The 25,314-nt window shown below is 58.0% G+C and carries 21 protein-coding genes; 11 read left to right on the forward strand and 10 right to left on the reverse strand.

Annotation, left to right across the window (positions count from 1 at the left end; translation table 11 throughout):
• Nucleotides 1–40 precede the first annotated feature (40 nt).
• From yjfF to ytfQ, 4 genes are all read right to left on the reverse strand, one after another.
• A complete protein-coding gene (gene yjfF, locus RTE01_RS12585) occupies nucleotides 41–1,039 on the reverse strand; it encodes a galactofuranose ABC transporter, permease protein YjfF (protein ID WP_041143751.1) in 999 nt (332 codons plus the stop codon).
• Nucleotides 1,026–2,051, reverse strand: coding sequence for a galactofuranose ABC transporter, ATP-binding protein YtfT (gene ytfT / locus RTE01_RS12590; protein ID WP_134525154.1), 1,026 nt, complete (start codon nucleotides 2,049–2,051; stop codon nucleotides 1,026–1,028). The genes yjfF and ytfT overlap by 14 nt, the downstream gene beginning before the upstream one ends.
• A gap of 9 nt (nucleotides 2,052–2,060) precedes the next feature.
• Nucleotides 2,061–3,563: a galactofuranose ABC transporter, ATP-binding protein YtfR gene (ytfR, locus tag RTE01_RS12595; protein ID WP_041143749.1), complete on the reverse strand. Its 1,503-nt coding sequence runs from the start codon at nucleotides 3,561–3,563 to the stop codon at nucleotides 2,061–2,063.
• A gap of 74 nt (nucleotides 3,564–3,637) precedes the next feature.
• Nucleotides 3,638–4,594 (reverse strand): galactofuranose ABC transporter, galactofuranose-binding protein YtfQ, encoded by a 957-nt coding sequence (gene ytfQ, locus RTE01_RS12600; protein WP_041143748.1) that lies wholly within the window; start codon nucleotides 4,592–4,594, stop codon nucleotides 3,638–3,640.
• 401 nt (nucleotides 4,595–4,995) lie between these two features.
• On the opposite strand from ytfQ, the gene ppa reads away from it, so the two are divergent.
• The 3 genes from ppa to RTE01_RS12615 all read left to right on the forward strand — a co-directional run bounded on the left by ppa (nucleotide 4,996) and on the right by RTE01_RS12615 (nucleotide 8,928).
• Nucleotides 4,996–5,526, forward strand: a complete 531-nt coding sequence (gene ppa / locus RTE01_RS12605) for an inorganic diphosphatase (RefSeq protein ID WP_041143747.1) — start codon at nucleotides 4,996–4,998, stop codon at nucleotides 5,524–5,526.
• Nucleotides 5,527–5,762: 236 nt separating this feature from the next.
• Entirely contained in the window at nucleotides 5,763–6,833 is a 1,071-nt protein-coding gene (gene yncE / locus RTE01_RS12610; protein ID WP_134525153.1) for a 7-bladed beta-propeller protein YncE, read from the forward strand.
• 85 nt (nucleotides 6,834–6,918) lie between these two features.
• Nucleotides 6,919–8,928, forward strand: coding sequence for a TonB-dependent receptor domain-containing protein (locus RTE01_RS12615; RefSeq protein ID WP_141335064.1), 2,010 nt, complete (start codon nucleotides 6,919–6,921; stop codon nucleotides 8,926–8,928).
• Nucleotides 8,929–8,975: 47 nt separating this feature from the next.
• Here the strand turns inward: RTE01_RS12615 and RTE01_RS12620 are convergent, their stop codons facing one another.
• The 3 genes from RTE01_RS12620 to tamA are packed head-to-tail and all read right to left on the reverse strand — an operon-like array spanning nucleotide 8,976 to nucleotide 14,829.
• Nucleotides 8,976–9,320 (reverse strand): gamma-glutamylcyclotransferase family protein, encoded by a 345-nt coding sequence (locus tag RTE01_RS12620; RefSeq protein ID WP_041143744.1) that lies wholly within the window; start codon nucleotides 9,318–9,320, stop codon nucleotides 8,976–8,978.
• Nucleotides 9,321–9,322: 2 nt separating this feature from the next.
• On the reverse strand, nucleotides 9,323–13,099 hold the full coding sequence (gene tamB, locus RTE01_RS12625; protein WP_134525152.1) for an autotransporter assembly complex protein TamB: 3,777 nt from the start codon (nucleotides 13,097–13,099) through the stop codon (nucleotides 9,323–9,325).
• A complete protein-coding gene (gene tamA / locus RTE01_RS12630; protein WP_041143742.1) occupies nucleotides 13,096–14,829 on the reverse strand; it encodes an autotransporter assembly complex protein TamA in 1,734 nt (577 codons plus the stop codon). The genes tamB and tamA overlap by 4 nt, the downstream gene beginning before the upstream one ends.
• A 210-nt stretch (nucleotides 14,830–15,039) precedes the next feature.
• Between tamA and msrA the strand changes: the two genes are divergently transcribed.
• Nucleotides 15,040–15,678, forward strand: coding sequence for a peptide-methionine (S)-S-oxide reductase MsrA (gene msrA / locus RTE01_RS12635; RefSeq protein ID WP_045853335.1), 639 nt, complete (start codon nucleotides 15,040–15,042; stop codon nucleotides 15,676–15,678).
• Nucleotides 15,679–15,850: 172 nt separating this feature from the next.
• Nucleotides 15,851–17,194, forward strand: a complete 1,344-nt coding sequence (locus RTE01_RS12640; RefSeq protein ID WP_115193729.1) for a polyamine export protein PaeA — start codon at nucleotides 15,851–15,853, stop codon at nucleotides 17,192–17,194.
• 75 nt (nucleotides 17,195–17,269) lie between these two features.
• Here the strand turns inward: RTE01_RS12640 and RTE01_RS12645 are convergent, their stop codons facing one another.
• Nucleotides 17,270–17,476, reverse strand: coding sequence for a DUF1107 domain-containing protein (locus RTE01_RS12645; protein ID WP_041143739.1), 207 nt, complete (start codon nucleotides 17,474–17,476; stop codon nucleotides 17,270–17,272).
• A gap of 318 nt (nucleotides 17,477–17,794) precedes the next feature.
• On the opposite strand from RTE01_RS12645, the gene RTE01_RS12650 reads away from it, so the two are divergent.
• Nucleotides 17,795–18,352: a YtfJ family protein gene (locus RTE01_RS12650; RefSeq protein ID WP_041143738.1), complete on the forward strand. Its 558-nt coding sequence runs from the start codon at nucleotides 17,795–17,797 to the stop codon at nucleotides 18,350–18,352.
• Here the strand turns inward: RTE01_RS12650 and cysQ are convergent.
• Nucleotides 18,342–19,085 carry a 3'(2'),5'-bisphosphate nucleotidase CysQ gene (gene cysQ / locus RTE01_RS12655; protein WP_041143737.1) on the reverse strand — a complete coding sequence of 248 codons (744 nt, stop codon included), beginning with the start codon at nucleotides 19,083–19,085 and terminating at the stop codon, nucleotides 18,342–18,344. The two genes, RTE01_RS12650 and cysQ, sit on opposite strands and share 11 nt — an antisense overlap.
• Before the next feature lie 191 nt (nucleotides 19,086–19,276).
• Between cysQ and RTE01_RS12660 the strand changes: the two genes are divergently transcribed.
• Complete coding sequence (locus RTE01_RS12660) at nucleotides 19,277–21,220, forward strand: bifunctional 2',3'-cyclic-nucleotide 2'-phosphodiesterase/3'-nucleotidase (protein ID WP_134525151.1); 1,944 nt, start codon at nucleotides 19,277–19,279, stop codon at nucleotides 21,218–21,220.
• A gap of 8 nt (nucleotides 21,221–21,228) precedes the next feature.
• Here RTE01_RS12660 and RTE01_RS12665 read toward each other — a convergent pair whose 3' ends face one another.
• Entirely contained in the window at nucleotides 21,229–21,609 is a 381-nt protein-coding gene (locus RTE01_RS12665; protein WP_041143735.1) for a winged helix-turn-helix transcriptional regulator, read from the reverse strand.
• 89 nt (nucleotides 21,610–21,698) lie between these two features.
• On the opposite strand from RTE01_RS12665, the gene RTE01_RS12670 reads away from it, so the two are divergent.
• The 4 genes from RTE01_RS12670 (at nucleotide 21,699) to ytfE (ending at nucleotide 25,247) form a co-directional block, all read left to right on the forward strand.
• Entirely contained in the window at nucleotides 21,699–22,547 is an 849-nt protein-coding gene (locus tag RTE01_RS12670) for an SDR family oxidoreductase (RefSeq protein ID WP_041143734.1), read from the forward strand.
• Nucleotides 22,548–22,627: 80 nt separating this feature from the next.
• A complete protein-coding gene (locus tag RTE01_RS12675; RefSeq protein WP_115193733.1) occupies nucleotides 22,628–23,452 on the forward strand; it encodes an AraC family transcriptional regulator in 825 nt (274 codons plus the stop codon).
• A 75-nt stretch (nucleotides 23,453–23,527) separates the two neighbouring features.
• A complete protein-coding gene (locus RTE01_RS12680) occupies nucleotides 23,528–24,502 on the forward strand; it encodes a DMT family transporter (RefSeq protein WP_115193734.1) in 975 nt (324 codons plus the stop codon).
• Nucleotides 24,503–24,584: 82 nt separating this feature from the next.
• On the forward strand, nucleotides 24,585–25,247 hold the full coding sequence (gene ytfE, locus RTE01_RS12685) for an iron-sulfur cluster repair protein YtfE (protein ID WP_134525150.1): 663 nt from the start codon (nucleotides 24,585–24,587) through the stop codon (nucleotides 25,245–25,247).
• Nucleotides 25,248–25,314 lie beyond the last annotated feature (67 nt).

Genomic DNA, 25,314 nt, shown 5'->3' on the forward strand with positions numbered 1-25,314 from the left:
TTCTGACTTCCCCTCTCGCCCGGCGAGAGGGGAATTTACGCTAGCGATTCGCCGCCCCGCTTACCCGCGATACCGGCGAGTTCTGGCGGTTTTCCCACAGCACCGTCAGCCCGCGCTGCAGCGCAATAAAGATAAACAGCAGAATGCCGATCGCAATTTTCGTCCACCACGAGCTGAGCGTACCGTCAAAGTTGATGTAGGTCTGAATCAGCCCCTGAATCGCCACGCCGAACAGCGTGCCTAATACCGTGCCGACGCCGCCGCTGAGCAGCGTGCCGCCAATCACCACCGACGCAATCGCGTCCAGCTCAACGCCCACTCCGGCCAGCGCGTAACCGGCCTGGGTATAGATAGAAAAAACGATCCCCGCCAGCGTCGCCAGCCCGGTCGAGAGCATGTAGATGCGGATGGTGGTCCCACGCGTCGAAATGCCCATCAGGTTCGCCGAGACGGCGCTGCCGCCGATGGCGTACACCTGATTGCCAAAGCGGGTGCGGTGAGCCATAAAAATGCCCGCCACCACCACCAGCAGCATCAGCAGCCCCATCGCGCTCAGGCGACCGCCGCCGGGAATGGTCCACGCCAGCCCAGAGAGCGTGTCATACACCGGATGATCGATAGGAATGGACTCTTCAGAGACCAGGTAGCTCACGCCGCGCAGGAAGAACATCCCGGCGAGGGTAATAATAAACGCCGGGATCTTCAGCGTATCGATAAGCCAGCCCATCAGCGCGCCAAACGCACAGCCCATTACCAGCACCAGCGGGAACGCCAGCAGCGGCGTGATCCCCCAGACGCCAATCGCTTTTGCGAGGAACACGCCGGTGAAGGCGATGACCGACCCGACCGAGAGGTCGATGCCGCCGGAGAGGATCACGAAGGTCATCCCGACGGCAATAATGCCAAGAAAGGCGTTATCGGTGAGGATATTGCAGATCACCCGCGTCGAGGCGAAGCCGGGAAACTGGGTCAGACAATAGAGGTAGCCCAGCACAAATACGGCAAGGGTAATCATCAACGGCAAGTTACGTTTTATCACGGCCGCGCACTCCTTTCAGTAAGCTGATAAAGCGCGGCGACTGAACGATCAGTACGCACAGCACCACCACCGCTTTCACTACCTGGTTTAACTCCGGCGGGAAGCCCGACAGCAGGATCCCGGTGTTCATCCCCTGGATAATCAGCGCGCCGATGACCGAGAGCAGCAGGTTAAAGCGCCCGCCCATCAGCGATGCGCCGCCGATCACCACCGCGAGGATCGCGTCCAGCTCCAGCCACAGACCGGCGTTGTTGGCATCGGCGCCGCGAATATCCGCCGCAACGATGATCCCGGCTATCCCCGCGCACACGCCGCTGAGCACGTAGGCCAGCATCACGACGATGCGGGTGTTGACCCCGGCATTTTTCGCCGCCCGAATGTTGATCCCGACCGCTTCAATAAACATCCCCAGCGCGGTTTTGCGGGTGAACAGCCAGAACAGCAGCAGCGTGGCGGCAGCAATCAGCACCGGCGTCGGCAGCAGCAGCAGCGAGCCGCTGCCGAGCCACGCCAGAGGCGGCGAGTCGAAGGTGACAATCTGCCCGGAGGTGATCAGCTGCGCGACGCCGCGCCCGGCCACCATCAGGATCAACGTGGCCACGAACGGCTGGATCTTCAGCACCGCCACCAGGATGCCGTTCCATAGCCCAGCCAGCGCGCCCGCGCCCAGCGAGGCCAGCAGCACCACCGGCAGGCTATGCCCGGCAACGGTCATTGAGGCGGCGGTCGCGCCGGCAATCGCCATCACCGCGCCGACCGACAGGTCAATCCCGCCGGTAGCGATAACCAGCGTCATGCCAATCGCCAGCAGCGCGACCGGCGCCGCGCGGTTAAGAATATCGATGGGGCTACCGAACAGGCGCCCCTCCTGGAGGACAATCTGGAAAAAGTGCGGCGCCACCAGGCTATCAACGGCCAGCACCAGCAGCAGCGCAATAATTTGCGGCATACCCTTCGGCCAGTTGAAGCGACGCTTCGTTTGGCCGGTTTGCGGAAGAGATCCTGGCATCATGATTTACTCCTATGCCGCAATTGCGTTCATGATCGCCGGAACGGAGAGCTCCCCAAGCGGGATCTCCGCCACCTGCTTGCGATCGCGCATAATAATGACCCGATCGGCATAGCCCACCAGCTCTTCCAGCTCTGACGAAATGACCAGCAGCGCCAGGCCATCGGCGCACAGGGTTTCAATCAGGCGGATGATCTCGGCGTGGGCGCCGACGTCTATCCCGCGGGTCGGCTCATCGAGGATCAAAAACTGAGGTTTGGTCAGCAGCCAGCGGGAAAGCAGCACCTTCTGCTGATTGCCGCCGGAAAGAAATTCGATCGGCTGCTCGGCGCTGGGGGTACGGATACCCAGCTGGCGGATAAAGCGTTCGGCAATTTCATTTTGCTCACGCCGGGAAATCGGACGCAGCCAGCCGCGCTGCGCCTGCAGGGCCAGCACGATGTTCTCCCGCACCGACGCCGCCGCGATAATGCCGTCGGTTTTTCGGTCTTCCGGACAAAAGCCGATCCCGAGGCTGGAGGCCTGATGCGGCGAGCGCAGCGTCTGCGGCTTGCCTTTAATCCACGCGTTGCCGCTATCGGCCGGCTTGATGCCAAAAATCACCTCTGCCGTTTCGGTGCGTCCGGAGCCCAGCAGCCCCGCCAGGCCGACGATTTCGCCGGGGCGGACCTGGAGGTCGAACGGCGCGATGGTGCCCTTTTTACCAAATCCTTCAAAGGCGGCGATCGGCTTGTCGCTCAGCAGGGTGCGGCCCGCACGCTGCAGTGCGTTATGCTCCAGCTCGCGGCCCAGCATCATTTTCACCAGCTCAATCTGCGGCAGTTCGCGGGTTTCCCGGCAGCCGACGAAGCCGCCGTTGCGCAGCACGGTGATCCGATCGCTCACGGCATACACCTGATCGAGAAAGTGGGTAACAAAAATCAGGCTGACGCCGCTATCGCGCAGCTGGCGCATCAGGGTGAAGAGCATCTCCACCTCCTGGGTATCCAGGCTGGCGGTAGGCTCATCGAGGATCAGCACTTTGGCCGACAGGTCAATGGCGCGGCAGATAGCGACAATCTGCTGCATCGCCACGGAAAAGCGGTTAAGCGGTTCACGCACGTCGAGGGAGAAGCCGTAGGAGGCCATCAGATCGGTGGCGCGCTTTTCCATCTCTTTGCGCCGCAGCAGGCCAAAGCGGCGGGGCTCGCGGCCGATAAACAGATTGTCCGCCACCGACATATTCGGCAGCAGGTTCACTTCCTGGTAGACGGTACCGATGCCCAGCTGCTGCGCGTGGGCGGTATTTTTCGGCGCAATGGTCTGGCCCTCAAGCCAGATAGTGCCGCGATCGGCGTGATAAACGCCGGTGAGCGCTTTGATCAGGGTCGATTTTCCCGCGCCGTTTTCACCCAGCAGGGCCATGATCTCACCGCGCCGCAGGCTGAAATCGACGTTATCCAGCGCCTTAACGCCGGGGAAAAATTTGCTCAGTCCCTCGGTACGAAGGATCTCCTGGTGTACATCGCCGTTCATGGTTTCCCCTCCCCTAACCCTCTCCCCACCGGGGAGAGGGGACTAAACCGAGCGTCCTGATGGCCTACGCTCACTCAATAGCCCATGTTTTTCTTCTTCTCTAACTCTTCTTTCGCCGTATCCGGCAGGTAGAGCGTCGATTTGGTGATGGTCAGCTTCTCAGGCAGGGTGCCGTCTTTCTTGAATTTCTCCAGCGCATCAAACGCCGGCCCGGCCATGTTTGGCGTCAGCTCGACGCTGGCGTTAGCTTCGCCGGCGATCATCGCTTTGTAGATATCCGGTACGCCGTCAATCGAGCCGGTCAGAATATCTTTGCCCGGCTTCAGCCCGGCCTCTTTAATTGCCTGGATGGCGCCGATGACCATGTCGTCGTTATGGGCGTAAACCATGCAGATGTTCTTGCCGTTGTTTTCCGCTTTGATAAAGCTCTCCATAACCTCTTTCCCTTTACTGCGGGTAAAGTCGCCGGACTGAGAGCGGATAATCTTGATGTTCGATGCTTTAGCGATGGCGTCAGCGAAGCCTTTTTTGCGGTCAATGGCGACGCTGGCCCCGACGGTGCCCTGCAGCTCAACGACGTTGCACGGCTTGCCGTCGACGGTTTTCACCAGCCAGTCGCCAATCAGCTGGCCTTCCAGCACGTTATTGGCGGTGACGGTGGTCATGTAGAGATCTTTGTCTTTTACATCAATGGAGCGGTCGAGCAGGAATACCGGAATTTTGGCCTCTTTGGCCTCTTTCAGCACCGGCTCCCAGCCCGTCGCCACGACCGGGGCGATAAAGATGGCGTCGACGCCCTGCGCAATGAAGGAGCGTACGGCTTTAATCTGGTTTTCCTGCTTTTGCTGGCCGTCGGCAATCTTCAGAGTAATACCGCGCTTAGCGGCCTCCTCCTTCGCAACGCTGGTTTCGGCCGCACGCCAGCCGGATTCAGACCCGACCTGCGAAAATCCTACGGTCAGAGGGGCAGCTATTGCCATAGATGACATAGCTGCGGAAACTGCTGTGACAAGAAGTAAGCGCTTCCACATAAGGCGATCCTCGTAGGGTTATTGTTAGTAAGATTGTTATCTGCGGACAAACTATAGACAATCAGAGATGTAACTGAATGCGTTACATCACACTTCGAAGAAGTAAACCAAATGTTAATTCATGCCGTTTAAGGCAGCTCAGAGCGGGTAAGGCTTTTGCAGCGATGCCACTATCGCCGCAGATGGCGAAAAATTTAGCACTTTGATAAATCAATCACATGCAATGTAAACGGTTACATAAATTTATTCAGGATGTGGCTATGTTTATGGATTTTCAGGTTGTTTTGCGATCGAAAATGACGCCATCTTTCCGCTGCCGGAAACAAAAGAAGCGAAGACATTCGATGTGAGTTGGCTATAATACCGGGCACTTGTTTGCTATACATTTTAAAGGAACAGACATGAGCTTACTCAACGTACCTGCGGGTAAAGATCTGCCGGAAGACATCTACGTCGTTATCGAGATCCCGGCGAACGCAGACCCAATCAAATACGAAGTCGACAAAGAGAGCGGTGCACTGTTCGTTGACCGCTTCATGTCCACCGCGATGTTCTATCCGTGCAACTACGGCTACATCAACCACACCCTGTCTCTGGACGGTGACCCGGTTGACGTGCTGGTCCCGACTCCGTATCCGCTGGAGCCAGGCTCAGTGATCCGCTGCCGTCCGGTTGGCGTTCTGAAGATGACCGACGAATCCGGTGAAGATGCCAAACTGGTTGCGGTACCGCACACCAAGCTGAGCAAAGAGTACGATCACATCAACGATGTGAACGACCTGCCGGAACTGCTGAAAGCCCAGATCACCCACTTCTTCGAGCACTACAAAGATCTGGAAAAAGGCAAATGGGTTAAAGTTGACGGTTGGGACAATGCTGCTGCAGCGAAAGCTGAAATCATTGCTTCCTTCGAGCGCGCTGCGAAGAACTAAGTTCGCCTCTGCGTGAAGCCAGACCCTGAACGCCGCCTGCCGGCTAGTAAGGGTTTTTTTATGTCCGCTGTTCACCCCTGCCCGTTTATTTCCCCTCTTTCTCCTGCCCTGCGGACAAACCTGCGGCCAGATTTGCGCCTACCAGAATAGGGAGTCGGCTGGTCACATTTGCAATTGCGAATGAAATTAAAAATCATTATCATTTTCAATTCGTAAACAAATGTGAATAAACGTCAATGAACCTCCACAATGTGAAGACCTTAACGCTCTGTTCCGGCATGGCGCTGACCGCGGCTCTGCTACTCACCGGCCTGACCGCAACGGCTGCCGCGCTGCCTGAGAAAGATTTCCTGACGCGTGAAGTGGGCCATGGCGTCTATGAGCTGGCGGTAGACGCGCAGCAGCATGCGCTGTTCGCCGCCTCCGCCCCTTCGTTTGATAAAGACAAAACGACGGGGCAGATTTACAAGCTGGACCTGGAAAGCCTCACCACCGTTGAAGTCATCAAAACCAGCCGTCGGGCGTTTGCCACCGCGCTGGATGAGGTGAACCATGTCCTGTACGTCGGCAATACCCTTGAAGGCTCGGTCACGCTGGTCGATACCCGCAGCGGCAAGGAGCTGGCGGTGCTGCAGCTCAGCGAGGCGAGCGACCCGAAAGCGATTATCCATACGCGCGAAATGGTCCTCGATAAGCAGAACCACCGCCTGTACGTCTCCGGCGTCGCGGAGAAGGGCGTTGTCTGGGTGATCGATACCGCTAAGCGGGCGAAGATTGCGACCATCAGCGAGATGGGCGAATACCCAACCGGCATGGCGGTCGATCCGCTAAAAAACCGGCTCTACGTGGTGAACGGCAGAAATGGCCTGATCGTCATCGATACCACCAGCAATAAAATTATCGACCGCTTTACCGTCGCTCCGGATAAAAAGCGCTTTTTCCTTAATATCGCCGTGGATGCCAAAAACAGCCGCGCCTTTATTACCGACCCGGATTTACCCAATGTATTAGTGGTCGATATTGGGAACGGTAACGTCCTTTCTAAAATTGACGTGATTAACTCCCTGGCCGTGATTTATAACGAGAAGCGCCAGGAAGTTTATATTACCCACCGCAACGCCAAACTGATAACCATCGCCGACAGCGAAACCGGCAAGGTAAAACAAAGCATTCAGACTACCGCCCTGCCCAATAGCCTTGCGCTTTCCGCCGATGCCAACACGCTGTACGTCAGCATTAAACAGCCCGAAGAGCTGATCGGTAAAAAGCCTGACTACGTGATGAAAATCGACCTGACTCAATACTAATCATCATCACGCGTTATTTTTCACCTTGTGGCGGCGCACCGTCGCGAGGTGATGTCGTTATTTTCTCTTTGCAGGTGTCTATATTATGAAAACGCGTCAACTGATTACGCTTACGGGGATCGTCGCGCTGTCCGGCGGGGTTATTTTGCCCTCTCAGGCGGAAGAACTCAGCGAAACCTCGCGCAGCGGCGAAGATCAAATGGTGGTGACAGCCACCGGCTTTGCGCAGGAAAAGCGTGAAGCACCGGCGACCATCTCGACAATCGATCGTAAAACGCTGGATGTTCAGCCCGATCGCAACGTCGGCGAGGCGATAAAAAATCTCCCCGGCGTGTCGGTGTCGAGCGGCAGCGAAATATCCTCGGGCAGCATCATGATGCGCGGCATGGACCCTTCCTACACCGCCTTCATGGTGAACAGCGTCAAGCAGAATACCGGCGAATCTCGCCCCTATGGCCAGGACCTCGGCACCGAAGCCAGCTTCCTGCCGCCGATGGAGGCGATTGAGCGTATTGAGGTGATTCGCGGCCCGATGTCCTCCCTCTACGGCTCAGACGCCATCGGTGGGGTGGTGAACGTCATCACCAAAAAGCCTTACGGCGTGAAGGAGTGGACCGGCGCCCTGGCCGCCAACACCTGGCTCCAGGAGCACCGTGATTTTGGCAATACCAGCCAGATGAATCTGTTCACCATGGGCCCGCTGATCCCCGACGTCCTCGGCCTGAGCCTCGCGGCCGACTGGCTGGATCGTCGCGATGACGAACGCGAAAACTACTTCGGCAAGCACAACCGCAAGTCCCTCGATATGACGCTCGGCCTGGCCGCCAGCGAGAACAACCTCTTTGACCTGAACGTGGTCACCGGCGAGCAGGAGAAAAATCGGACCTGGCAGCGCGGCACGCCCTGGACGTGGCGCTTCGACCGCGACGCCTTAACCCTGACGCACTCCGGCTGGTATGCCGACGATACCGTCGCCACCACCAACTACATTAATTATGAAAAGGGCCGCTCAAAGTACGTCTATGACGGGCAAACGCCGCAATACGTGCAGACGGAAAACTACGTTGCCAACAGCCAGACAACCCTGAGCCTGGATAACCACAAGCTGACCGTGGGCGCGAACTTTACCCGCGAAGAGCTGAATGACCGCTTTGATGTCGCCAACAAAACCCTGCCGGGCGCCACGCCGGTCACCAAAGTGAGCCGCAACGGCTGGGCGCTGTTTGCCGAAGACGGCTGGACCCTCGGCGATTTCATCCTGACCACCTCAGGGCGCCTCGATCGCGATGATAACTTTGGTACCCACGTCACGCCTAAGCTGTACGGCAACTGGGCGTTTAGCGACGCATGGGCGCTGAAGGGCGGGGTCTCTGCAGGCTATAAAAAACCGGAGCTGCGCGCCACCTCCAGCGATTTTATTACGCCGCACGGCTCAACCGTACCCTATCCCTTCCTGACGGTCGGGAACGACGACCTGAAGCCGGAGAAAAGCGTTAACTCCGAGCTCGGCCTGTACTGGACGGGCAGCGCCCTGGCGCTTGACGGCACGGTCTTCTATACCCAGTTCAAAGATAAAATTACCGAGCAGAACATCTGCGAAACCACGGCCACCAGCCAGTGCTCCGTTAACGGCTACAAAGCAGACTCAATCGACAAGTACTTTAACGTCAGCAAAGCGGACGTCTACGGGGTCGAGCTCAACGCTGACTGGCAGATTAGCGCCGATATCAAGGCTAACGCCAACTACACCTACAACCACAGCGAGCAGAAAAGCGGGGCGGAAAAAGGCTATGCCCTGAACGACTACCCGCGCCATATGGCCAATCTGTCGCTCAGCTGGGCGGCAACGCAGCGTCTGGACGCCTGGAGTACGGTGAACTATCGCAGCAGCAACCGCGATAGCGGCAGCCACGATGAGTATGAGGCCTATACGATGGTTGATGTCGGCCTGCGCTATCGTGTCAACAAAAACGCGCAGCTGCTGGCGGGGATCTATAACCTGTTTGATGCCGACCCTAAACGCACCACCTCGTGGGGCGAGTACGGTCAGATAGAGGGTCGACGCTATAACCTCGGCGCGCGCGTCGAGTTCTGATTAGCGGCCACAAAAAACAGCGCCACCCGAGGGTGGCGTTGTCGTTTTTAATACTGGTCTCTGTCTAACCAGTTACCGCTCTCTATCCGCGTAAATCCCTCAACCGGGCGCTGATAGACATACATCCATGCGCCGCCATACGGCGTCTGGATAAGATGGCGCGCGTATTCGCCGCCTTTGGTACGCAGAGCATCCAGTTCGGCCAGCGTCGATGCGTCAATACGATAGACTTCACCATGTACCGTGCCTTCACCGGGCACCGCGCCTGGATAGTGGCCCAGGCTGTACAGCTGATAATCGTTGACACTATGAGCGCCCAGCCACTGAGCGTTGGTCATCCAGTGGCTGTTGCCTTGTTTGCGTCGTAAACTGCCGTAAACAAATATTCGCATTGCTAAAACTCAAACTGATAGAGCAAATCGAGAGCCTGGTCTACGCCAGACACCGCTTCCATATATAGCTTCGGCATCAGGCGATAGCGTAATGTCAGCGTCGCCAGGGAGTCGAAGATACCGACCCCGTATTTTACCTGCAGACCCGGCAGCACGTAGCCGCTGACTACCACCTGGGAAGAGTCGCCTACCCCCTCGGTATCCAGCGCCAGATTGCTTACGCCAAACGTCTCGCCGATTTTACCCACAACCTGACCACTTTGTGCAACCCCCAGGCCAATAAGCATTGACGTCATTGCGGCGCTATCGCTCTGCCCGCTGCTCAATCCCTGGCCGCGCAGCAGATAAGAAAGCGCTTCCTGCTGCGACATGACCGGGTCGGAGAAGATCTCTGCCCGCGGCTGGTCGGCCGAGCCGGTGACGCGAACGCCGGCAATTACGTCGTCTTCTGTGGCATCCGGGTTGCGAATGGCTTCGATATTCAACGAAGGCTGATCCGGCGGACCGGAGAACAGCAGCTCGCCTTTACGGACGATCAGATCCTGACCGTAGGCGTGGAAGCGCCCTTCAGGAATATTGATCTGCCCGTTGAGGCCCAGACCCTGTTTATCCTGAGCAACTTTTAAATCGCCGGTCAGGCGCGCCTTCAGGCCAAACGCGCTGAGGCGAACGTTGTTACCGACGTGGATAGTCAGGTTGCTGTTGATCGGGATACCGGCGCTCTGCGGCTTAATCGGCTGCAGGGAGTCGTTCAGCATCACCTCATCGGAAGAGACGCCGACCGCGCTCTCCGGCACGTCGTTAACCACAATACGCGCCCACGGAATATCGACGCTACCGTCAAGATTAAACAAGCTCGGCGTCGCGGTAAAGACCACGTCCGGTGAAACGTCCAGGCGCACCATCGGTGGCACCGTAATACGCACCCGGCTGCCCTTCGCCGCGATCTGCGCGCGCCAGTTGTCTATCTGGGTCCAGTCGGCGTTACCGTTCAGGCTAATCTGCCCCTGGCGCGTATTCACCGTTCCCTGCAGCGTCGAGCGGGTGCCGTTGAAGTTCATCGCCAGCTGGCTCGGCTGCATATCGAACGGCATAAAGTTACCGTCAATATCCACGCCGTTCAGCTGCATCTGACCAAACAGCTGCGGATTTTTCACATCGCCGCCGAGGCGCAGGTTGGCGTTAAGCCGCCCTTCCGCCTTTTCCCCGCGCGAGAAGATCGGATTAATCATCGCCAGCGAGAAGTTATTGATGTTGATATTGCCGCCGAGATTGCGTCGGCCCTGCGGGTCGGTGACCTGAACCTGCCCGTCAAGCTGACCGTTATTGGTCAGGCGGATCAGCCAGCCGAGCTGCGCGCGGTTGTTGTGCAGATCGGCGGTGAGGTTCAGGGTATCGAAAGCCACCGGCAGGGGCGCATCGTTGACCGTCTGGGTCACCTTCACGTTGCGCCCGCTCAGCGTCACCTTGCCCTGCGGCAGCCCCTCTTTGGTGGTGTCCCAGCTCACGTCGGCGTTACCGCTAAATACGCCGCTGGCCTGGGTGGCTTCCGGCATAAACGGCTTGAGCATCGCGAGGTCGAAACGGTTGAGGTTGACGACCGCCCGTCCGCTCGCGCCCGCATCGATCGTCTGCGGCACGCAAAGCTCGGCGTTCGGGTTGGTCCAGCAGTGCGGCCCAATGCTGATTTTCTGCTCGCGGTTACGGTAGTCCAGCGCGATATTACGCGTCAGCGAAACCGGGCCCACCGGCGTCTGGAAGCGGGTATTGCTCAGCGCGCCTCTCCAGCGCTCCTCTTTGCGGTCAAAGCTCCCCGCCAGCGACAGCTGGCCGGATACCGGGTCGCCCTGCACCCTAAGCTGCAGGTCATGCTGCTTCTCATTCCCCTTCGCATTGAGCTGCACCAGGCTGATATTGACGCCCGGCTGGCTGATACGATCGATACGCACGTCGAGGTTGCCGCCGATCTGATCGCTGGATTTCACGTCGCCTTTGACGTTAACCTGGGCGATCGACAGCTCCTGCCAGCGCAGGGCGCGGGCGGTGATATCCGCCAGCAGCTGCGGCGCCTCCACGGTGCCGCGCACCTTCACCAGCCCTTTCGCCGTTCCGCCAAGGCCCGGCAGGGCGTTGTCGAGATGCGGGGCATCAATGGTGGCGTCGAGATCGAGATCTTTAACCCCCAGCTCGCCTTTCACATCGGCGCTGTTGGGACCTAACGCCAGGTGCAGGCCGGGAATTTTCCACTGCATATAGCTATTGCCCTGCAGGGAACCGCTGACATCAACCTTATTCTGCTTCACGTTACCGGTGATTTTCAGCTCCGGCACCGACATCTGCCAGCTGCCGCCGTAGAGGCTGCCCTGGGTTTTAATCAGACCGTTGAGCTTCGAAGGCCAGTCCGGAACCTCTTTGGCGGTGTTAATGCCGTCGAGGGTCAGCTCGCCGCGCCAGCTGATCGCCTGCTGCCAGTCGAGCAGCGCCTTAAGCTCGGTTTTCCCTTCCAGCGCGGCGACGGTCAGCTTATCAATATTCACCTGCTGCTCGTTGCCCTTCGCATTGAGGCTGATTTTCGCCGGCGGCAGGGATTGCCCCTTCACCGCGGTACTCATCGCCAGGGCGTAGTCGGTCATCTTGCCGCTGAACGTCAGCAGCAGATCGTCGGCCTGGAACTGCTTTTCACCGCTAAACGGCCAGTAGAGCTGTTTGCTTTTCAGTTCCATATTGAGCGGCAGCCCGGCTTCCGCCAGCTGCGTTTCGGCGCGCAGCGTCATCGCCACCGGGCCGGCTAAATCAACGCCAACCGTCAGCTTTTTACGCATCTCGCCGCCGACCTTCAGCTGGACCTTCTCGCCCTTGAGCGGGTCAATATTCAGCGCACCGTTGAGGGTGATATCAACCGGCCAGCTGTCCTGCAGCTGCGCGCTGCCCGAGGCGGTGACTTTGCCCTGGTCGGAATCGACATCCAGCGTATCGAGCTTCATCTGCCCATCAATGCTGCTGACCTTCAGCAGCAGGCTGTAGATGGTCATATCGGTATCGCCGGTGATCCGCAGCTGCTCGCCGCGGAACTCCTCGATATTGAGGTTAAGCGGCAGGTGGACGTCGGCCATCTCCGGGAGCACCGGCTTCTCAAACAGCGCCTTCATCGTCTCGCCGAGCGGTTTCTCTTCCGGCTGCGGATTCTCTATCTTCGGCTCGACGATCTGCTCCTGCGCCACCTTGACAACTTTCGGCAGCGCGATAAGCAGCCCCTGCAGCGACGTCGGCGTCAGGGTCAGGTTTTTCTCCTGCCAGCGCAGGCCGGTGGAGAAGTCGCGCACCGAAACGGCGGTATCATCAATTTTGACGTTAACGTTTTGCAGCGCGACGCGGCTCAGGGTGATGGGATACGGCGTGGAGAGATTCAGCGGCCCCGTATCTTCCTCTTCTGCCGGTGCGGAAGGCGGCATTTTTGCGGTATCGATAGCGACGTAGATATCGCGCAGCGAAATATCATTGACGCACAGGCTGCTGTCCCACAGGCAGCGTAATTTGACCGCAAGGTGGAACTGACCGGCGGTCACCGCTACGCCCGGCTGGGCAAAGCGCACGTTCTCCAGCGTCAGGTCACGCCAGCCGCCGGTGACCTTGCCGATCTCCAGGCCAGGTACCCAGCGGTCCGCCGCCTTCAGCACCAGGTGCAGGCCGCTGGTGGTGCCGACCAGGAAGCCAACCGTGCCCAGCAGCAGGACCAGAAAGAGCATGATCCCGAGGCTTATCTTCATCCATAAACTCATAATTCAGGCCCCAGACCGATGTAAAACTGTAAACCGTGTTCGTCTTTATCGCCGACCGGAGCAGCGATATCCAGCTTGATCGGGCCGACCGGCGACTGCCAGCGCACGCCAACGCCGGCGCCGGTTTTGAAGTCGCTTTTGCGGATATCGCTGACCGCTTCACCGCCGTCGATAAACATCGCGCCCCACCATTTTCCGCTGACGTTGTATTGGTACTCCAGCGAGCCGGTAGCCAGCTTCGATGCACCAATCAGCTTGCCATCATCGTCTTTTGGCGAGATAGATTTGTATTTGTAGCCGCGAATGCTGCGGTCACCCCCGGCGAAGAAGCGCAGATCCGGCGGGACCTTGTCGAAATTATCGGCCTCAATCCAGCCGAGGTTACCGCGCACCACGAAACGGTGGCGATCGTAGAGGGTGCGGATCCACACTTCCTGTGCCTGGGCGACGACAAAGTTAATGTCCGAGCCCCACATGGTGTTGGAGTAGTCCACCGAATAGCGCTGGGAATCGCCCCAGGTCGGCATCAGGCCGCCCCGCGAGCGGGTGCGGTTAACCGATACCCCGGGATAAATCAGCATGGTGGTATTGGTGACGTTAGCCTGGGTAAAGTGATCGAGGCTCCAGCGCAGGTTGATCGCGCGCTGCCAGCCGCTCGACATCTCCCAGAAACGCGACGCCCCGAGGGTGGTGGAGTCGGCTTTGGTATCGTTGAGATCCGTGCGCTTGAAGCCGCCCTGCATCAGGTAATACTGCTCCAGCGGGCTTTTCAGCAGCGGGACCTTATAGCTGAAATCAACCTGCTGCTCCGGCGCGGAGAGGCTGAGGCTGGAGGTTAGGCTGTGGCCGTAGGAGTTCATCCATGGCTTTCTCCACGTCGCCTTCACCCGCGGCCCGACGTCGGTCGAATAGCCGACACCGGTTTCGACGGTATTCTCTTTGCGCGGTGCGACGACGCCCTTCAGGGGCAGGACTTTCGTTTTTCTGGATTTTTCAAACTCCGGCGCGACCACCACCGAGCTGAACCAGCCGGTGGCTGCCAGGCGGCGGTTTAGCTCCGCCAGATCCTCGGAGGTGTACTCATCCCCCTCCTTAAACGGCACCAGATTTTGCAGATATTCGTCGCGGATCTGCGATCCGCTGAAGGTCACGGCGCCGAAGCGATAGCGCTCGCCGCTGTTGTAATCGATATCCCAGAAGGCCTGATGGCGATCGAGAGAGACCCCGAGCTGGCTTTTATTGAATTCACTATCAAAGTAGCCTTTGCGCAGCGCAACGCGGGTCAATGAGCTTTTAAAACCGTCGTAATCGCCGTGGTTCAGCACGGTGCCGATTGCCGGACGCGTTTTTAACAAATCCAGATAGTCACGGTCGGTTCGCGCGCCGCCGCGCAGGATCACGTCGGTGCCGCCAATACGCACCGGTTCGCCGGGCGTCACTTTGGCGATCAGCACCTGCCGCCCTTTTGCCGGCGGCGGACGTAAATCAAAATCGATCGTCGGTTCGTAGTAACCTAGCGCTTTTAGGCCTTCACGGATGGCATCATCAACGCGCGCGCGAAAGCGGCGATCCGGCGTGACTTCATCACTTTGGATCGTCGACAGCCGGGCACGGACGTTTTTTTGCAGCTCCCCGGATAGTCCCTCAACCTGCAAACGCACGCTCGCGGCGCTAGCGACCCCGCTGACCAGCAAAAGGCTGGTGACACATAACTGGCGGATTTGTAGCACGTTTTCTCCTGAATATCCTTGTTTCCCCCCGAAGGAAACGAAAGCGCCGTTCCACGGCTTAACAAAACCCTAACAACTAAGGGTTGAAAAAGTGACGATAACCCAAATAATTCTTATGTTTAAATCCAGACGTACCGATCGTGTTTATTGTGTAAAAAGACACGCATCGTTACAACCTTAACTACGACTTATGTTTCAGAGAGGCCAACCGTGAGTCTATTTGATAAAACGCATCTTGTCGCCCAGGCGGATGCGCTACCCGGACGCAACACCCCCATGCCGGTGGCAACGCTCCACGCCGTCAATGGCCACTCCATGACTAACGTTCCTGCGGGAATGGAAGTTGCGCTGCTGGCGATGGGCTGCTTTTGGGGAGTTGAGCGCCTGTTCTGGCAGTTGCCTGGCGTTTACAGCACCGCCGCAGGCTACACCGGCGGCTACACCCCTAACCCCACCTACCGCGAAGTCTGTTCCGGCGACACCGGCCACGCCGAGGCCGTACGCATCGTGTATGACCCGCAGGTCGTCAGCTATGAGCAGCTGCTGCAGGTATTCTGGGAAAACCACGACCCGGCTCAGGGAATGCAGCAGGGCAACGATCGCGGTACCCAGTATCGTTCGGCCATCTATCCGCTGACGCCGGAGCAGGATGCGGCCGCCAAAGCCAGCCTGGCGCGTTTTCAGGCGGCGATGCGCGACGCCAACGACCCGCGGCAGATCACCACTGAGATAGCCACGGCGAAGCCGTTCTACTATGCTGAAGACGACCACCAGCAGTATCTGCATAAAAATCCGTACGGATACTGCGGGATCGGCGGGATCGGCGTATGCCTGCCGCCACAGGCCTGATAGTGAATATTACCGGGGCGCACAATTAACGCTCTGGCGGCTTTACAGTACCTTACGCTATACTAGGCTGTGTTGTAGCCGGTCCAGTGCCTTCGGACCGGTTTTTTATGTATTCCACATTAGAGTTATCAACTTCCCTTCCGAGGATCTGGCCTCAACGGCTAGATAAACTATGTTAAACAGTATTTTAGTAATACTTTGTCTGATTGCCGTCAGCGCATTTTTTTCGATATCCGAAATCTCGCTGGCCGCCTCACGTAAAATCAAACTCAAACTGCTGGCCGATGATGGCAACCTGAACGCTCAGCGCGTTCTCAAAATGCAGGAAAACCCCGGGATGTTCTTCACCGTTGTGCAAATCGGCCTGAACGCGGTGGCGATTCTCGGCGGTATCGTCGGCGATGCGGCATTCTCACCGGCCTTCAACAGCCTGTTAAGCCGCTATATGTCCTCGGAACTCTCCGAGCAGCTCAGCTTTATTATCTCTTTTACTCTGGTCACCAGCCTGTTCATCCTGTTTGCTGACCTGACCCCGAAACGCATCGGTATGATTGCGCCAGAAGCAGTGGCTTTGCGCATCATCAACCCGATGCGCTTCTGCCTGACGGTGTTCCGCCCGCTGGTGTGGCTGTTCAACGGCATGGCTAACAATATTTTCCGGCTGTTCAAAATACCGATGGTGCGTAAAGACGACATCACCTCCGACGATATTTACGCGGTCGTTGAGGCCGGCGCGCTGGCTGGCGTGCTGCGTAAGCAGGAGCATGAGCTGATTGAGAACGTGTTCGAGCTGGAATCGCGTACCGTTCCGTCGTCGATGACCTCGCGTGAAAATGTTATCTGGTTCGATCTCCACGAAGACGAGCAGAGCCTGAAGAACAAGGTTTCGGAGCATCCACACTCCAAGTTCCTGGTCTGTAACGAAGATATCGACCATATCATCGGCTACGTGGACTCCAAGGATCTGCTGAATCGCGTGCTGGCGAATCAAAGCCTGGTGCTGACCGGCGGCGTGCAGATCCGCAATACGCTGATTGTCCCCGATACCCTGACGCTCTCCGAAGCGCTGGAAAGCTTCAAAACCGCCGGCGAAGACTTTGCGGTCATCATGAATGAATATGCGCTGGTGGTGGGGATTATTACCCTGAATGACGTCATGACCACCCTGATGGGCGATCTGGTCGGCCAGGGGCTGGAAGAGCAGATCGTCGCCCGCGATGAGAACTCATGGCTGATTGACGGCGGTACGCCGATTGATGACGTGATGCGCGTACTCGATATCGACGATTTCCCGCAGTCCGGCAACTATGAAACCATCGGCGGCTTTATGATGTTTATGCTGCGCAAAATCCCCAAGCGCACCGACGCGGTGAAATTCTCAGGCTACAAGTTTGAGGTGGTGGACATCGATAACTACCGCATCGATCAGCTGCTGGTCACCCGCATCGACAATAAGCCGACGGTGCTGGTACCGAAGCAGTCGGAAACGATGGCAGGCGAAAAAGAGTCGGCATAATCGCCGCCTTCAGAAACACTAACGGCTCCCATCAGGAGCCGTTTTTCTTACCGTACAGCTATACCACTTTTCAGATTAAGCCATCTCTGTTTGCAGACGCAGAACCTGACGATTGACCTCGGACATCACAGAAAAGTGCTGCTTGTCCTTTACCTTCGGGATAAGGATTTTGCCCTTATCAAACTCAAAAGCGCCAACATCCTTGATATATAACCGTCCACGGAACAGGATCTTCACGTACTTCGCCACTTGCAGCGGATTGTAGCGTTGGAAAATTTTCATTGTTGTCTCCTGCCAGGGTTACGCTCCTGTGGTGCCACACTTAGCCCACGAGTCCAGAACGCAAATTTTAATGCCCTGAAACTATAGTCCAGAACTTCTGTAATACCCAGCATGCATAAGTTTATTTACCTTTTGATGACACTAATTAAGAATTTTCTTTTCATACATACGTAGAAGTGAGTATAAGTCACCGATTTTATTCGAATATGTGCGTTAACACGCAATCTGGCACTCTGATTGCGTGTCATGCCGATAAATCGCACTTATGCTTAAGCCAGACCAAGTGGTCGGATCACCTGTACATAATAAGGAAACATCATGGCCCTACGTAAAATTCTGGCGGCTTCACTCCTTCTGCTTCCGCTGATCGCCTCAGCGCATAATTTTGTCGATGGTCAGCGCGTCGCGCCGGTTGGCATCGCCGACCGGGGAGAATTAATTCTGGATAATGATAAGTTTAGCTATAAAAACTGGAATAGCTCGCAGCTGGCAGGAAAAGTTCGCGTACTGCAGCACATCGCCGGGCGCACCGCGGCAAAAGAGAAAAACGCCACGCTGATAGAGGCTATCAAGGCCGCGAAGCTGCCGCACGATCGCTATCAGACCACCACTATCGTCAATACCGATGACGCGATCCCGGGCTCAGGAGTGTTCGTGCGCAGCAGCATTGAGAGCAACAAGCAGCTCTACCCGTGGTCGCAGTTTATTGTCGACGGTAACGGTCTGGCGCGTAAGGCGTGGCAGCTGCAGGAGGAGAGCTCGGCCATCGTGGTGTTGGATAAGGACGGCCGCGTTCAGTGGGCTAAAGACGGTGCGCTAACCCAGGATGAAGTGCAGCAGGTTGTCGCCCTGCTGCACAAGCTGCTCAGTAAATAGATACCCGGAAGCCGGGGTTGAGGAAGGATTCACGCGGCGTGTAGTCGAGCGTTCTTCCCTGCCAGTCGTGAACGTGCGCCCCGGCGGCAACCGCGACCGCATGGCCGGCGGCGGTATCCCAGCTATTGGTCGGCCCGAAGCGCGGATAGAGCTGGGCCTGACCTTCCGCCACCAGGCAGAACTTCAGCGATGAGCCGATCGAAGTGGTTTGATGTTCACCGATCTGCTCCAGGTACTCCTCCAGCTCCGGATCGTTGCCGTGGGAGCGGCTGATGACCACCAGCGGAGGCCGGGCGTCGCGAACCTGAATTTGCTTACGCCTGCCGCACTCATCTTTCCAGGCCTTGCCGTTTTCCGCGCAGTACAGCACCTTCATCACCGGCGCATAGACCACGCCAAGCACCGGTTTACCCTTCTCAATCAAGGCGATATTGACCGTGAACTCGCCGTTGCGCTTGATAAACTCTTTGGTGCCGTCCAGCGGATCTACCAGCCAGTAGCGCTGCCAGTGCTGGCGCACCTGCCACTCCTGGGGGTCTTCTTCAGACAGGATCGGGATATCGGGGGTCAGCGCCAGCAGGCCGCTCATAATGACTTTATGCGCAGCAATATCCGCCGCGGTGACCGGAGAATCATCCTTCTTGCTGGCGACGTCCATCGGCTGATTTCCATCATAGACTTCCATAATGGCATCGCCGGCGATCCGTGCGAGCTGACATACTTGTTCTAACATTCTCCACCTCATCTGGTTGCAGTGGCGTTAACTCGTTGTTTTATTTATATCGCATCGCTGCGAGTTCCGCTATCTGTGATAGCGATGGCGGTTTCAATTGTCGTTTTTCTGGCATGATTCACAATTCTGTAAGCAACAGAATGTAAATACATTTTCTTCTGTGCCATTGCTCATAAAAAAGGACGCCTCTGATGATTAAGTTTAGCGCAACGCTCCTGGCCACGCTGGTCGCTGCCAGCGTAAACGCGGCGACGGTCGAGTTGCGGATCATGGAAACCACCGATCTGCACGGTAATATGATGGATTTTGATTATTACAAAGACGCCGCTACGGAAAAATTTGGCCTCGTGCGCACCGCCACGCTGATTGAAAAAGCCCGCCAGGAAGTGAAAAACAGCGTGCTGGTCGATAACGGCGACGTTATTCAGGGTAGTCCACTGGGCGATTATATGGCGGCGAAAGGTCTCAAAAGCGGCGATATTCACCCGGTTTATAAGGCCATGAACACGCTGGATTACGCCGTGGGCAACCTTGGCAACCACGAGTTTAACTACGGCCTCGATTTCCTGCACAAAGCCCTCTCCGGCGCGAAATTCCCCTACGTCAACGCCAACATTATCGACGTAAAAACCGGCCAGCCGATGTTCACCCCGTACCTGATTCAGGATACCAAAGTCGAGGATAGCGACGGCAAAACGCAGACCCTGCGCATCGGCTATATCGGCTTCGTGCCGCCGCAAATCATGACCTGGGATAAAGCCAATCTCGCCGGCAAAGTGACCGTCAACGACATCACCGAAACCGCGCGCAAATTCGTTCCACAAATGCGCGAGAAAGGCGCGGACCTGGTGGTGGTTATCGCCCACTCTGGGCTCTCCGCCGATCCGTATCAGGCCATGGCGGAAAACTCGGTCTACTACCTCAGCCAGGTTCCGGGCGTTGATGCCATTATGTTCGGCCACGCGCACGCGGTATTCCCGGGGAAAGATTTCGCCAGCATCAAGGGCGCCGATATCAGCCAGGGCACGCTTAACGGCGTTCCGGCCGTGATGCCTGGCATGTGGGGCGATCATTTAGGCATCGTCGATCTGGCCCTCAGCCACAAAGACGGCAGGTGGCAGGTCACCCAGGCGAAGGCCGAAGCCCGGCCAATCTACGATCCTCTGGCGAAGAAGTCGCTGGCGGCAGAAGATGGCAACATGGTGACGGTGCTTAAAGCCGACCACGACGCAACGCGCGAATTTGTCAGCAAGCCTATCGGCCGCGCCTCCGACAATATGTACAGCTTCCTTGCGCTGGTACAGGACGACCCGACCGTGCAGGTGGTCAATATGGCGCAGAAAGCCTACGTCGAGCACTTTATTCAGGGCGATCCTGACCTGGCGAAGCTGCCGGTGCTCTCCGCCGCCGCGCCGTTTAAGGTCGGCGGACGCAAGAACGATCCCGCCAGCTTCGTCGAAGTGGAGAAAGGCCAGCTCACCTTCCGCAACGCCGCCGATCTGTATCTCTATCCGAATACCCTGGTGGTAATGAAGGTGAGCGGCAAGGAGGTTAAAGAGTGGCTGGAGTGCTCTGCCGGACAGTTCAATCAGATAGACCCGACCAGCAGCAAGCCGCAGTCATTAATCAACTGGGACGGTTTTCGCACCTATAACTTCGACGTGATTGACGGGGTCAATTACCAGATTGACGTCAGCCAGCCGGCGCGCTACGACGGCGAGTGCCAGATGATTAACCCGCAGGCGCAGCGCATTAAGGATCTGACCTTTAACGGCAAGGCCATCGACCCGGCGGCCACCTTCCTTGTCGCGACGAACAACTACCGCGCCTACGGCGGCAAGTTCGCCGGTACCGGCGATAGCCACATTGCTTTTGCTTCCCCGGATGAAAACCGTTCGGTGCTGGCGGCGTGGATTAGCGCCGAGTCGAAAAAGGCGGGGGCCATCCACCCGGCGGCGGATAACAACTGGCGCCTGGCGCCGATCCACGGCAAGGTGCCGCTGGACATCCGCTTTGAAACCGCGCCAACCGAAAAAGCGGCGGCATTTATTAAAGAGCAGGCGCAGTACCCGATGCGTCAGGTTGCTACCGACGATATCGGCTTTGCCATTTATCAGCTGGACCTGAGTAAGTAGCTCTCTGCTCAGGCAACGGTCTGCTCGTGGTTCGCCAGAACCGCGGGCAGATTCAGCTCAATCCAGTCGGCCAGCGCCGCCACCTTCTCGCTCACCTGCTCACCCAGCGGAGTCAGGCTATATTCAACGTGCGGCGGGACCACCGGATACGACACCCGGTCGATAAAGCCATCCTGCTCCAGCGCCTGCAGCGACTGGGCCAGCATCTTTTCACTCACCCCGCCCATCTTGCGACGCAGGTCGCTGAAGCGGTGGGTTCCCGCGCGCAGCGCCACGAGGATCAGCACGCCCCAGCGGCTGGTGACGTGCTTCAATACATCACGGGACGGGCACTGCTCGGCAAACAGATTGCCGTCGCGCAGCTGCTCACTCAGCGTCGGATTCGCCATTTCATACTTACCTTTTTGTACGTACTTACTAAAAGTTAGCTAAGGTGTTAGCTTACCACAACAGTCAATAAACACGAAGGAGAAGACCCATGATCGCAATTACCGGCGCCACCGGCCAGCTAGGCCACCACGTTCTGCAAGAGCTGTTAAAAACCGTTCCCGCCAGCCAGATTGTGGCGATTGTCCGTAACCCGGCGAAGGCCGAATCCCTGAGCCAGCAGGGCCTCGTCGTTCGTCAGGCGGATTATACCGACCAGGCGGCGTTCACCGCCGCGCTGCAGGGCGTGGATAAGCTGCTGCTGATCTCATCCAGCGAAGTGGGCCAGCGTGCGTCCCAGCATCGCAACGTCATCCAGGCGGCCAGGGCCGCCGGGGTCAAATTTATCGCCTACACCAGCCTGCTGCACGCGGATCAGTCTCCGCTTGGCCTGCACGCTGAGCACGTGGAAACCGAGAAGATGCTGGCCGAGTCCGGTATCGCCTATACCCTTCTGCGCAACGGCTGGTATACCGAAAACTATCTCGCCAGCGCGCCGCCGGCTCTGGAACACGGCGTCTTTATCGGCGCTGCCGGCGACGGTAAAATTGCCTCAGCAACCCGTGCCGACTATGCCGCCGCTGCCGCCCGGGTCATCGCCGAAGAGGGCCACGCCGGGAAGGTTTACGAGCTGGCGGGCGACGAGGCCTGGACCCTCAGCGAGCTGGCCGCCGAGCTGAGCAAACAGAGCGGTAAGAACGTGGTTTATCAGAACCTTAGCGAAGCCGACTTCGCCGCGGCGCTGAAGAGCGTGGGCCTGCCGGCAGGGCTGGCGGATATGCTGGCGGACTCCGATATCGGCGCCTCTCAGGGCGGCCTGTTTGACGATAGCCATACCCTGAGCAGCCTGATTGGCCGTCCGACTACCTCCCTGGCGGAGAGCGTCAAAGGCATTCTGTAACTGTTGCAAACTGGTTAATTTTTGTAGCATCCCCGCAGGTCATCTCCGATAATCAGGGATGGCCTACGGGGAGAAAGCAGATGCAGGGTGTACCGGAACAGTTCAGCGATGAGAGAGACAGCGCGCGCTTTCGCCATCTGGCGCAGGTGCCGGGCGTGGAGCTGTACCATGCCCATATCTCCCGCTACGCCTTCGAACCGCATACCCACGAAGCCTTCGGCATTGGCGCGATTGAGCTGGGCGCCGAGCGCTTCCGCTATCGCGGCAGCCAGTACGTCGCCGCGGTGAACTCCATCGTTACCATGAATCCCGACGAGCTGCACACCGGCGAAGCGGAAACCGCCGACGGCTGGCGCTATCGGATGGTCTACCTCGATCCCGCGCTGCTGGAAGAGGTAACCGGCACGCGCCACTGGTGGTTCAGCGAAGTCGTGCGCCAGGATCCAAAGCGCTCGCGACAGCTCTGCCATCTCATATACGGCCTGTGGCACACCGACGATCCGCTGGCCCAGCAGGGCCTGCTGCTCAACCTTATCGACACCTTTCGCCCGTTTGCCCATCACGCGCCGGTACTGACGGAAGCGGCCCATCGCTTCGAGCGCGTGCGCGAATATCTGCACGATAACTATATGCGCGCGGTCACCCTTGATGAGCTGGCGCAGGTTGCCGCCCTCAGCCCGTGGCACTTTCAGCGCCAGTTTAAAGCCCATTTCCACGTCACGCCCCATCAAATGCTGATGGCTATTCGCCTGTGGCGCGCCAAGGCCTTCCTGACGCACGGGATGCCCGCCGCCGAAGTTGCCGCCGCCGCCGGCCTTACCGACCAGTCGCATCTCACCCGCGCCTTTACCCGCCGCTACGGCATTACCCCGGTACGCTATCAAAAGCAGGTCATCCAGCGCTAATGCGCAATCTCATACAATATTCCCGCGCCGGCCTCCCCTACACTTTGGCCAACGATAACGATGATGGATGGCAAGATGATTAGCGGCGTGCTGTATGCCCTGCTGGCAGGGTTGATGTGGGGACTGATTTTTGTCGGCCCTCAGGTGGTGCCGGAGTACCCGGCGGTATTGCAGTCAATGGGGCGCTATCTGGCGCTGGGGCTTATCGCCCTGCCGCTGGCGTGGCTCGGCCGCGTGAGGCTGCGCCAGCTTTCGGCACAGGACTGGTGGGTTGCCTGCGGGCTGACCATGATGGGCAACCTTATCTATTATGTTTGTCTCGCCAGCGCTATCCAGCGTACCGGCGCCCCGGTCGCCACCATGATTATCGGCACCCTGCCGGTGGTGCTGCCGGTGTTTGCTAACCTGCTCTACAGCCAGCGCGACGGCAAGCTGCCGTGGCGGCGCTTATTCCCGGCGCTGGCGTGCATTGCGCTCGGCCTGGCGTGCGTTAATATCGCCGAACTGCGCCAGGGCATGGAGGCGTTTAGCTTCTGGCGCTACGGCTCCGGGATCGCGCTGGCGCTGATCTCCGTTGCCTGCTGGGCGTGGTACGCGCTGCGCAACGCCCGCTGGCTGCGTGAAAATCCGGATAAGCATCCGATGATGTGGGCAACGGCACAGGCGCTGGTGACGCTGCCGCTGTCGCTGGTGGGCTACGTCGCCGCCTGCTGGTGGCTGCACGGCCAGCAGGTCAGCTTCCCCCTTCCCTTTGGCCCGCGTCCGCTTGTCTTCGTGACGCTGATGCTGGCCATCGCCGTGCTCTGCTCGTGGGTCGGGGCGTTATGCTGGAACATCGCCAGCCAGAAGCTGCCGACGGTGATCCTCGGGCCGCTTATCGTCTTCGAAACGCTCGCTGGCCTGCTGTATACCTTCCTGCTGCGCCAAAGCCTGCCGCCGCTGCTGACGCTCAGCGGTATCCTGCTGCTGGTATTAGGCGTTATCTCCGCCGTGCGTGCCCGACCGGAAAAGCCGCGGCTGGTAGCGCAGGTCAGCGCGAATAAAAAATAGCCTGGTATCCGAAAGGGGTATTCCCTTGTCAATAAGATGCATTTAAAATACATCTTATATTCTTGATGACGAGGTAATTGCTATGGCTTTCCGTGACCAACCTTTAGGCGAGCTGGCGCTGACGATCCCGCGCGCCTCCGCGCTGTTCCGTAAATACGACATGGACTACTGCTGCGGCGGGAAACAAACGCTGGATCGCGCAGCATCGCGCAAAGAGCTGGACGTTGCGGTCATCGAAGCGGAGCTGATGGAGCTTGCGCAAGAGCCGGCAGAGCGTGACTGGCGCGTCGCGCCCTACGCCGAGATCATCGACCATATTATCGTGCGCTATCATGACCGCCATCGCGAGCAGCTGCCGGAGCTTATTCTGCAGGCCACCAAAGTTGAGCGCGTGCATGCCGATAAGCCCAACGTGCCGAACGGCTTAACCAGGTACCTGACGATGCTCCACCAGGAGCTCTCCAGCCACATGATGAAAGAGGAGCAGATCCTGTTCCCGATGATTAAGCAGGGCATGGGAACTCAGGCCGCTGGCCCCATCAGCGTGATGGAAAGCGAACACGACGAAGCGGGCGAGCTGCTGGAAGTGATCAAGCACATCACCCATAACGTGACGCCGCCGCCGGAATCCTGCACCACCTGGAAAGCGATGTACAACGGCATTAATGAACTGATCGACGATCTGATGGAACACATCAGCCTGGAAAATAACGTCCTGTTCCCGCGCGCCCTTGCCGGAAACTAAATAAAAAAAGGCGCCCGCGGGCGCCCTCGATACTGTCACTCTTATTGGCCACTCCGGTTGGCCTTTT

It is taken from the genome of Klebsiella terrigena, from assembly GCF_006539725.1.
Classification (GTDB): Bacteria; Pseudomonadota; Gammaproteobacteria; order Enterobacterales; family Enterobacteriaceae; genus Klebsiella; species Klebsiella terrigena.